Consider the following 8,838-nt stretch of genomic DNA (forward strand, 5'->3'; position numbering starts at 1 on the left):
AGTGCGTTTTGGCTGGTGTCACCGTTGGAGTAGCAGAATGAAGTAGGTGCTGTTCCTATATTCTGCTTTATGTCGTCGGCACATCCGATGATCTCATTTTTTAAACGATCCGGTCTTACCTGATTGTTTAAGCGCAAGTGGCTGCGAGTGTGGCCGCCGATTTGAACACCTGCTTCTTGCATTTCTTTTACTTGTTCCCAACTCAACATATCTGTTTGATACTTAGCCTTATTTTTATTTGATGCTTTGCGTTTCGGAAGGGCGTCTAGGAATGACTTTATCTCATCGTCCGGCTTTTGTTTGGCGATTTGGATAAGGTGCGAAATGTAGTCTCGATTTTGTTTGTTCAAATTAGTCGCATCTATCTCTTCGCCAAGCTCACTAAAGAACGCATCTAACTTAAGCTTGGTGGCACTGTTTTTTGTGCGATCAATAAGAGCAGCCGCTAAACGCTCAGGCCAAAAGGTTGTGTCGGTGCCAATGTAGTCTGTTGCCAAAAATATGCATGCGGGGGCTTGGTGTTTCTTCAGAAGAGGGAAGGCAAATTCGTAGTTGTCGGCCCATCCATCGTCAAAGGTAATGGCGCAATAGAGTTTTTTTTCCAATGCATCGGTTTTTGCGAGTTCGAGCCATTCTTCAATATGGACAAGCTGCGCTTTTTTGCTGAGTTCACTCAGGTGCATGTCTAAAGTCTCGGGGGTGACATACATGCCAGGCTCTTCTGTAGCGAGCCTTGGGTCATGCTTTGGTAGAACTCGGTGATACATCAATATAATTAGCTTGCCATCATACGCACCCTTTTTTAGGCCAGTATTGAATTGGTGCGCTTTTATACGAGCTAGCAGATTCTTGATGATGTTTTTGGCGAATTGAATAGGTTTCATATGGTCTTAGCTGGATGTCGTTTAAGTACAATATCTTTTAAATTACGATGCTTTAGTTCGGCAGCCAACTTTAGAGATGGCCTCTCTACTAGAATATGAAGAATATGGGCCGTGATTATGCTGAACATCAGGCCAATAGCCATTAATGCCAATGCATCAATAGTGTCTAAACTCTCTTTAAAGAATTTTTTCCCGAACATGATAGCTTTCCATCCAATGTCTGGATGAACCAAATAAAGAGTGTAAGAAATCACTCCAAAATACTGAAATCCACGAGCCTGAAGAAGTTTGTTTTGCAGTTGTAGCTTTAATATTAAAAATAGCGCTGTTGCGAAGGTGAATCCCGCAAAAATATAGGGGCGTGCATCATTGAAGAATATGAACGCTAACTCTATGGCTAACCAAATAAAGAGAGGGGCGTTGTTGGCTGAAGAGTTACTCTTGCTGACGAGTACCCCTAGTAAGAAGTAGTGCCAATTAGAAAAGAAAAGCCCAGGGTATGGGGATGCTAGTAAACCGTAGTCTAAAAGAATCGAGTAACAACCCACCCCTATTACAATTGCGGAGTGAACTGAATCGGTTGTCGATGTGGTTTTTTGAGAAATCCAAAGTGTCAGTATATAAAATAGATAAAACTGGACTTCCAAACATAGAGTCCAGTAAACGACTGAGATCAGCGGATGAATTTGTGTTATGTCCTGTAAGTAGAACATATGGATAAGTACATTTCCCATAGAAGGGATAGGTTCATCGGCGTTAAGATAGAGATTTTTACCGAGTAACAAGATTATGGCTAATAGGATTGATGCCCAGTAAGTAAAGTCTAGCCTGATGCTCCGTCTTAGGATGAAGTTCCCAAAATATTTTCGTGTGATTGTTGTTCTTCCGACTGTATGCGAAATTACGAAACCACTAATCACGAAAAAAATGGGTACACCCAAGTATCCGTAGGAAAAAAGGGTGGTTATGAAAGAAGGAAGAGCATTATCTAAAGCAGGTTTAAGGCTCCCGTAAAAATGGTACAGAACTACACCAAGAGCGGCCAAACCCCTAAAGCCATCTATGGTTGCGAATCTGTTCTGTTTTTTAGTCGGCATTAAAATTTAGATCTGCTATGTTTCGATGGATGCTCAATCAAGGAATAAACTTCACGATACTAGGGCCAATGAGTTTACTCAACCATATCGGAAGTCGCTTCCAACAGGCAATGAGTATCTTAAACTTCGGGTTTTCTGTACTTGCTTTGCTTGTTCCCTGGAGTTGGCCGCTCGATGAGTCTTCCCCTGGCTCATAACCATACCAGTAATGCTGAACCGGCTGTGCGCCCCACTGCTTTTTAAACTTGTATGTCGTTGCATTAATGCTTGAGCGGCCGAAATCAAAAACGACACATTTTTGCTCGCAGCTTAGTTTTAGTACTTCCCAATACAGCACCATATTAAGCCCAAAACGGTTGTAATCTCGAATGGTTGAGGCCCAAGGGATCTCCATTCGGTCGCCTGTTTTGATGAGAAACGCCGCCGATGCTGGTTTGCCTTGATGATAGATAAGTACCAGCCATGCTTGATTCGCGAGTGTGTTGAGTAGTTCTGAAAACAGGCGTTTGCTATAAACAGGCGTTCCTAAGTCACGCATGTTGCGTGCGAATACGGTGTAGTAATCATCAATGAGCTCTAGCCCACCGACTTTTGCACTGACGGCATCGGTGTAGCCTTTGCGTATTTGTGAGCGAAGCTTTGCCTTAAAGCTTGATAGTAAGGTGTCGCTGTTGTTGTCCGAGGGTAGCGGCAGCCACATGCTGGCCTTGTCTTGAGAGCAGTTCCAGCTATCTGGAATGGGGCGCTCATAAAGGCCGCGGACTTCTAGCCTTTTGATGCTCTCTTGTTTGGCTACTTGCTGTATGAACTCAAAAATGGATGCCTCAACCTTTTCGTTGTTACAAAGCGGGCCGCCATAGTTCACAAAGGCGATGCTGGTCCACAAATGTCCAAAGAGTCTGCTCTTCTGCTCAACGATCGGCAGCACGCCTATGATTTGACCACTCTGTTTTTCTGTTGCTGTGAGCAGCTTAATTTTATGACCGAATATTCGTGAGATGGCTTCTAGAAAGCGCCATTCGTAGTAGATATTGCCGCTTGGGTGTGCCGCAATGTATGTGTCCCAGCGCTGTTTTAATGTGGCGGAGCTGTCATTGTTACTCTCACGACCATCGTCACGGCCCTTATCGGTAAGATCAACAAGGCTTAGAGCGAGAGAGTCTGAACTGATTAAATGTGTGGGGTTTTTGTAGGGCGCTGGCGGCTTTAGCTGCTCAATTTGTTTGTGGGCAATGGTTTGTGCTGATGCCTTTTCGGACACGGTTTCCGCAATTTGTTTTTTTAAGGGCTCTATTTTGTCTTGGTGGAGGGATTTTTTAGCCGCAATGAGCTCGCTTACATCCTCTCCAGAGCGTTTCGCTTGGCCAATAAGCTTTGAGAGCCGCTTAGCTTCTTCTTCAAGTTTGGCTAGCGCTTCGTTTAGTTCGCTTGGCTCGTTCGTCTCGTTTAGGTTTGTATCGATTCTAGCGTTAGACATTTCTTACGTGCTCAAGCTACGGTAATCAAACTGTTGCATTGCACTTTTTACAGGTGCGTCGCCGGAGGCGGGTGCGTTGCTTATGTATGTATCTGTGACCGCTTGTACTGTCGTAAATTCAAAGTCTTTGATGAGTGTTTCGAGCCTTGGCATGCATCGCTTAAGGTTAGTGTAATGTCTAAAACGGCTAAGAGCCGATGCGCCCGGTATGCGTGGTTGGTTTGGGTCTACTTCCCAGGGGTGGAGGTAAAAAATAAAAGGTTGATCGATTTCTTCACTAGCGCGTTTGAGCATTGATCGGGTAAACCAATACGGGTAGATTCGAAAGTAGCCGCCGCCTGCGACAGGTAAACGGCGGCCCATAAATTGTGCTGATGTGAGTGGGAACTCAGTAATGCTCTTTTCCGCGGTGGTGATCGCAGTATGAATATTCAGTGGTGCCCCAGGCATACCATAACGATCGTGGTGCACAGGAAAGATGCTTGAGTCGTAGGTAAAGCCAGCATCGATGAGTGTTTCTAATGCCCAGAGTGATTGTTTTGTGATGGAATAACTTGCCGCGCGATAACCGTTTACGGCTTGACCGGTGATGTCTTCCAATAGCGCTTTCGATCTGAATGTTTCTTCCCGGAAAACCTCTGGTTTTTGGGAGTAAACCAGTTGGTGCGTCATTCCGTGGCATGCGATTTCATGTCCTCGTTTTTGAATCTCCCGCACGAGTTCCGGCTTGCGTTCTGCCACCCAGCCTAAGACGAAAAACGTGGCTTGAATTCCCTGCTTGTCGAATAGATCTAGTATCGCATGGGTATTCTGCTCAACGCGCATTGGCCATTTTTCCCACTCGTCATACTTGATGTTGGGCGCAAATGCCGCGACCTGAAAGTAGTCTTCGACATCCACGGTCATTGCGTGCTTCATGCTATTTCCTTTGGGCTTAAGTAGTTGTCCAGCGTGTTCTTGATCGCTTCAATGTCGTTGGCTGTTACATCGCTATGACAAGGTATAGTAAAGAGTCTGTCTGCGAAGTTGCATGCATTTTCTAGATGTATGCTAGAGAGCAATTCCGATTTTACTTGACTCGGTATGCCTTGAACATCGGGAATGCTCAATTGATAAAGCTTTGTTGCCCCAATACCATGCTCTACCAGTTTATCGACCAACTCATCTCGCATTGCCTTGTTATGAGCGAGTAATGGGAGGCGTAGCATACGTAATCCATCATTTTGGCTCAGTAGTGATGTGATACCTAGCAGCTTAAATGTTGGATTTAGCTGGCCGATAATTTTTTGAGCGGTATCGTGAGGCTTTGAACGAAAGCTCTCTATAGCGTGGGGTAGCATAGCTAGGCGCATTGCATCCATTGCCTTAATAGATTGGGGGGCGTGATAACGCGTTTCTCCGATCGAGAGGCCGGGTATTTTAAGCAGTAGCGGATAAAGCGATGGGCGGATGATGAGGTTGTACGCAATGATGCTTAGTTTTGTTCTTATCGTCGAAATCGTTGAGTCATCTGCCTGATCTGAAACGGCTTGAAACGCGATGTTTTTTTTGACTAAAAGCATGCCACCGCCGAGAAGGCTAAGAGGCTTTCCTTTACCGAAACTGAATATCACCGCATCCCCGAATAACCCGCCTTCGCCCTGTATATTGATTGGCGGGGATAAAAAACTCTGCGCGCGGTCTTCGATGATAAATAATCCGAGTTGTTTGCACTTAGTTACTAGCTCTTTTGGTGGGCTAAGGCCCAGAAAGTTAACCAGAATAATGGCTGTGCAGCCTTCGTGCGCAGCGCGCTCAATTGATGTCTCGCTAGGGAAAGGAGAATTAGGCGCAGTATCTATTAAGACTGGTTCGACTTCCGCTCCAACACAAGCTGAGATTAGATCTGGGCAGCCATAGCCAGCAAGCATGCATTTTGCTGCTATGGTGCTTTTAACCTGTGTTTTCATGACGGTGAGGGCGGCTTGCAATGCCATGGTGCCTGAGCCATAGAATTCGCGTTCGTAGCCTACATAAGCGCTTAGCTTAAGATTGCTAGAATCTTTTGTTTGGCTAGTTTTAATCGGTTCGCCAACAGGGCGAACAAAGCGCGGTACGTGCATTTTATCTTGCCGATGGCTTCCAGGTGGTCATGCGCGTTCCGCTGAAAAACTTAATAGCGGCATGAGCAAGCGCAAAGTTTACCTGGTAAAAGAAGTAGATGAGTTTGATGACGCCGTTTTGTCGAAGCGCTGGCAGAAAGTGTGCTGAGATAAATGCGCTAGCCATTGCTAATTGAATCGCAAAGCAAAGCTGATAAAACCAATAATCCAACAAGAATGCGTTGCTCACAAGTGCGAGCAGCATAAACCAAGGCACGGCCCATCTCATCACTTTATGGCTCCAAACTTGAAACGCAAACATGCCAAATTTCGATGGGTTGAGCACTTCTGTGTGTCGACTTAAGCCTGTCATGCCCCTAATGGCTGTTCGTAATTTTCGCTGATATTCCTTTGATTCGTCTTTTAGATTTGGGTAATAACCCTCTACATCAGGGCAGGAGATTGCTCGTTTTCCGGCTTTTGCAGCGTTCAATGCGGTGTTGAAGTCGCTAGGGGAATGTATGTCCCAGTTTGAACAGATTTCTTTACGTGCAGCAAAGAAGCTACCGCTCAAACCGACAAGCCCTCTGTAGGAGGATTCTTTGCCACGTAGCCACATCTCATATTTTACATAGGCGCCTTCTCCGGCAACTTTACCGTCGGCTGTAATAAAACGGTCTTCGCTTGAGATCGCGCCAACATTTTCATTCGTAAAATAAGCCATTAGTTTTTGTAAAACGTTACCTTTTAGCTCTGTTGCTGTGTCGGAAAAAATAAGCACATCGTGATTTGCCGCTTTGATCGCGCAAAGTTGCGCGTATTCTTTACCTAGGTGTTGGTCTGCACGAACTAGAGTGACGCCACGGTCTTGGTAAGATTTTACGATGTCATCGGTGTCGTCGGTTGAGCAGTCAGAAGCAACAATGATCTCAAGCTCTAAACCGCTTTGATCAAGCGCGAGTGTGTTCTCGATTTTCTTTGCAATTTTAGCGCCTTCGTTGTGTGCAGTAATGATAAATGAGGCACTGTTTGGTGGAGTGTTTCTATTGCCAGAAAGCGCATCAGTGCGCGTCTCAGCAGTGCCATTCGCACTGGCGGTATTACTTGCTTTACTTGGCTTGTTGGCTAGTAACTTTAATGCAATTGGATAGATAAAGTAGCTATAGAGCGTTCCAAATACAGCGATCCAAAATAGAAATGTCATGTTGTGTTGAACCCTTGTTTGCTTGCAGCTGAATTAATTCTATGGGCTTAGTATGGCTCGTAGGTGCTTAGGAGTTTGTCTAGCTCTGAAAACTCTTTATCGCAGCTTGCTGAGCATCGTGCCGAAATGGCAACGAGCGCTTTAGGTGGTGCGTCGGCAAATACGCTCGTTAGCTGCGCGAGTTTCGCCTTTAATTCGTTGGTTGTTCTGGTATTTGAGATTCGATAGTACCAAATGACAGCCAGTTTTTGATGCAACTGGTTGGTTAGTGTGGCTTTTTGATAAAAGTTGTTTGCTGAGGTGTAGCTCGTCTTCCACGAGTCGCTTGCAAGCCGGTTATTATTGTTGACCAGTTCTGCTCCCTGATGCTCAGATCCATATCGAAGAATTTTGACGTTCAATTTGGTTCCAGAAAATGTATTTATGAGCTGAAAGTTGTTTTCGTTTTCCGCTCCAGTAAAGCCTGTTTGAAATATTGATGTCTGCGCTTCGGTAATCGCCCAGCTGCTTGGCGGAGCGGCGAGCTGCGTTTCGAAACTGGCTTTTGAGTAGCTTTGTGTTTGGTTGTACTGCGCCAAGCCCATTAGTAATGGAGCGATACTAATGGCGACGATCGACGTCACGAGGTAGCCGGGTCTAATTGTCTGGTTAGTATGGGCTGCTTTCTCAATTGGTAGGGTGTTTTGCTCTTCGGCCTCGACTTTAGCCTCGGTTTGCACGAGTGCGCGGCGCTCGATCCTTAAAAGTAACCAGACGCAAGGCATCATGGTAACCACATAGACTACCCAGCCAAACATCTCGTGGTCCGCTACCAGCGAGCTTTCCATGTTGCTTTGGTGTGCAATCACAATCAGAAGCACAACGCGAATCCAGTTGGCGATTAAGCTAAATCCAGCAGCAATAAAAAACATTGAAATGACAGTGCGTGTTGAGTTTGGACGTTGCTGAGAAAAGTACAAAACCAGTATTAGCGTAACGATGAAGTACCTGAGTCCAGAGCAGCCCCCGGCTATTTCTAGCGTGCCGTATGGCAGGTTGATTGTATTTCCGTTGATTAACGCGGGCATTTCTAGAGCTTCAACAATGTTTGTGGACACTAGTGTGGTTAGCTCTTGTAATAAAGGGTTTAGGTAATCCCAAACTGGAATAGCGAATAGAATATAAAGTAACGGGATAATGAAGTGTGCAGCGGCTTTTACGCCGCTGATGCTGGATATGCCAAAGAAAAGAATGGGCACTAGCATAAGTTGCGTTCCGATCTGAATATTTAGATAAGATGCCAGAGTCAGCACTAGAGCAGAGCCGAATAACAATATGAGATTAATTGCGTGCGGTTTATGTGCAGATGTTGCGATGCTATCGCGCTTTTGGAATGCGCTGTAAATGGCTAGTGCTAAAGCAAGTAAGCCCATCGAGTAGGCGTAATCCATCTTTAGCCATAGTTGAACGAGCGAACCCCAAGCCTCATGAAACAAAATGGCTTGGAAGAGAAAAAAGAGAGTTATAGAAACTAAAGGGCTGTATTGGCTACGCACGATTACTTCTTGTAATTGTTTAATTTATCTAAGCTATCCTTAGTAGTTAAGCATACTATAAGACATTGTGGGCTTATCCAAATTTACTTCCGATTTACTTCCTATCCAGATCAGGGTTGTTACTTTAAATGGCGAGCAGCGATGGACAGCAGTTAACTTTTCAGCGATTATCTGAGGCGCAGTTTGAGAAAATCAAGCCTGAGTGGGATGCCTTGCATGCGACGTCTGATCAAAGCGTGTTTACATCATGGTGTTGGATGTACGCCTGGTGGAGGACGTTTAAAGAGGACGATTTTGAGTTGTTTCTGGTAGCGTGCCGCGAAGGAGAGCGCCTGGTCGCGATTCTTCCCTTCTATATTGCCCATCGACCATTTCTTAAATTACTTTCTCTTCGAACCTTATATTTCTTGGGTTATAAAGGTAGTGGTGAGGCCGGATACCGGGCTGAGTATTTGGATTTTGTGTGTTCATCAAGAGATGCGCAAACGTTACGCGCGCCTTTGATGCAATATCTTCTCTCTGGTGCTGGTGCTGGTGCTGGTGCTGGTGCAGGCGTGGAT

8 protein-coding genes are annotated in these 8,838 nt (G+C 45.3%); 1 reads left to right on the forward strand and 7 read right to left on the reverse strand.

The genetic code is table 11. The features are described 5' to 3' along the window. From A3750_RS05635 to xrt, 7 genes are all read right to left on the reverse strand, one after another. Positions 1–884: polysaccharide deacetylase family protein (locus A3750_RS05635; protein ID WP_068548084.1), on the reverse strand; the 884-nt coding region annotated here is incomplete at its 3' end. Continuing rightward, positions 881–1,981: an acyltransferase gene (locus A3750_RS05640; RefSeq protein WP_068548085.1), complete on the reverse strand. Its 1,101-nt coding sequence runs from the start codon at positions 1,979–1,981 to the stop codon at positions 881–883. The genes A3750_RS05635 and A3750_RS05640, both read right to left, overlap by 4 nt. Positions 1,982–2,018: 37 nt before the next feature. After that, positions 2,019–3,458: a FemAB family XrtA/PEP-CTERM system-associated protein gene (locus A3750_RS05645; RefSeq protein WP_082873208.1), complete on the reverse strand. Its 1,440-nt coding sequence runs from the start codon at positions 3,456–3,458 to the stop codon at positions 2,019–2,021. A 3-nt stretch (positions 3,459–3,461) separates the two neighbouring features. Beyond that, entirely contained in the window at positions 3,462–4,376 is a 915-nt protein-coding gene (locus A3750_RS05650) for an XrtA system polysaccharide deacetylase (RefSeq protein WP_068548086.1), read from the reverse strand. Next, positions 4,373–5,560, reverse strand: a complete 1,188-nt coding sequence (locus tag A3750_RS05655; protein WP_068548087.1) for a DegT/DnrJ/EryC1/StrS family aminotransferase — start codon at positions 5,558–5,560, stop codon at positions 4,373–4,375. The genes A3750_RS05650 and A3750_RS05655 overlap by 4 nt, the downstream gene beginning before the upstream one ends. Before the next feature lies 1 nt (position 5,561). Then, positions 5,562–6,743, reverse strand: a complete 1,182-nt coding sequence (locus tag A3750_RS05660) for a glycosyltransferase (protein ID WP_068548088.1) — start codon at positions 6,741–6,743, stop codon at positions 5,562–5,564. A gap of 47 nt (positions 6,744–6,790) precedes the next feature. Further along, positions 6,791–8,278: an exosortase gene (gene xrt / locus A3750_RS05665; RefSeq protein ID WP_068548089.1), complete on the reverse strand. Its 1,488-nt coding sequence runs from the start codon at positions 8,276–8,278 to the stop codon at positions 6,791–6,793. Between the two features lie 128 nt (positions 8,279–8,406). Here xrt and A3750_RS05670 point away from each other — a divergent pair. Continuing rightward, positions 8,407–8,838, forward strand: a 432-nt coding sequence (locus tag A3750_RS05670) for a hypothetical protein (protein WP_197474928.1), incomplete at its 3' end; no start/stop codon positions are given.

Source organism: Oleiphilus sp. HI0079, from assembly GCF_001635105.1.

Excerpts from the sequence above, each read along its gene's own strand:
- A3750_RS05640 (WP_068548085.1), bottom strand. The coding sequence starts at position 1,981 with ATGCCGACTAAAAAACAGAACAGATTCGCAACCATAGATGGCTTTAGG.
- A3750_RS05645 (WP_082873208.1), bottom strand. The coding sequence starts at position 3,458 with ATGTCTAACGCTAGAATCGATACAAACCTAAACGAGACGAACGAGCCA.
- A3750_RS05650 (WP_068548086.1), bottom strand. The coding sequence starts at position 4,376 with ATGAAGCACGCAATGACCGTGGATGTCGAAGACTACTTTCAGGTCGCG.
- A3750_RS05655 (WP_068548087.1), bottom strand. The coding sequence starts at position 5,560 with ATGCACGTACCGCGCTTTGTTCGCCCTGTTGGCGAACCGATTAAAACT.
- A3750_RS05660 (WP_068548088.1), bottom strand. The coding sequence starts at position 6,743 with ATGACATTTCTATTTTGGATCGCTGTATTTGGAACGCTCTATAGCTAC.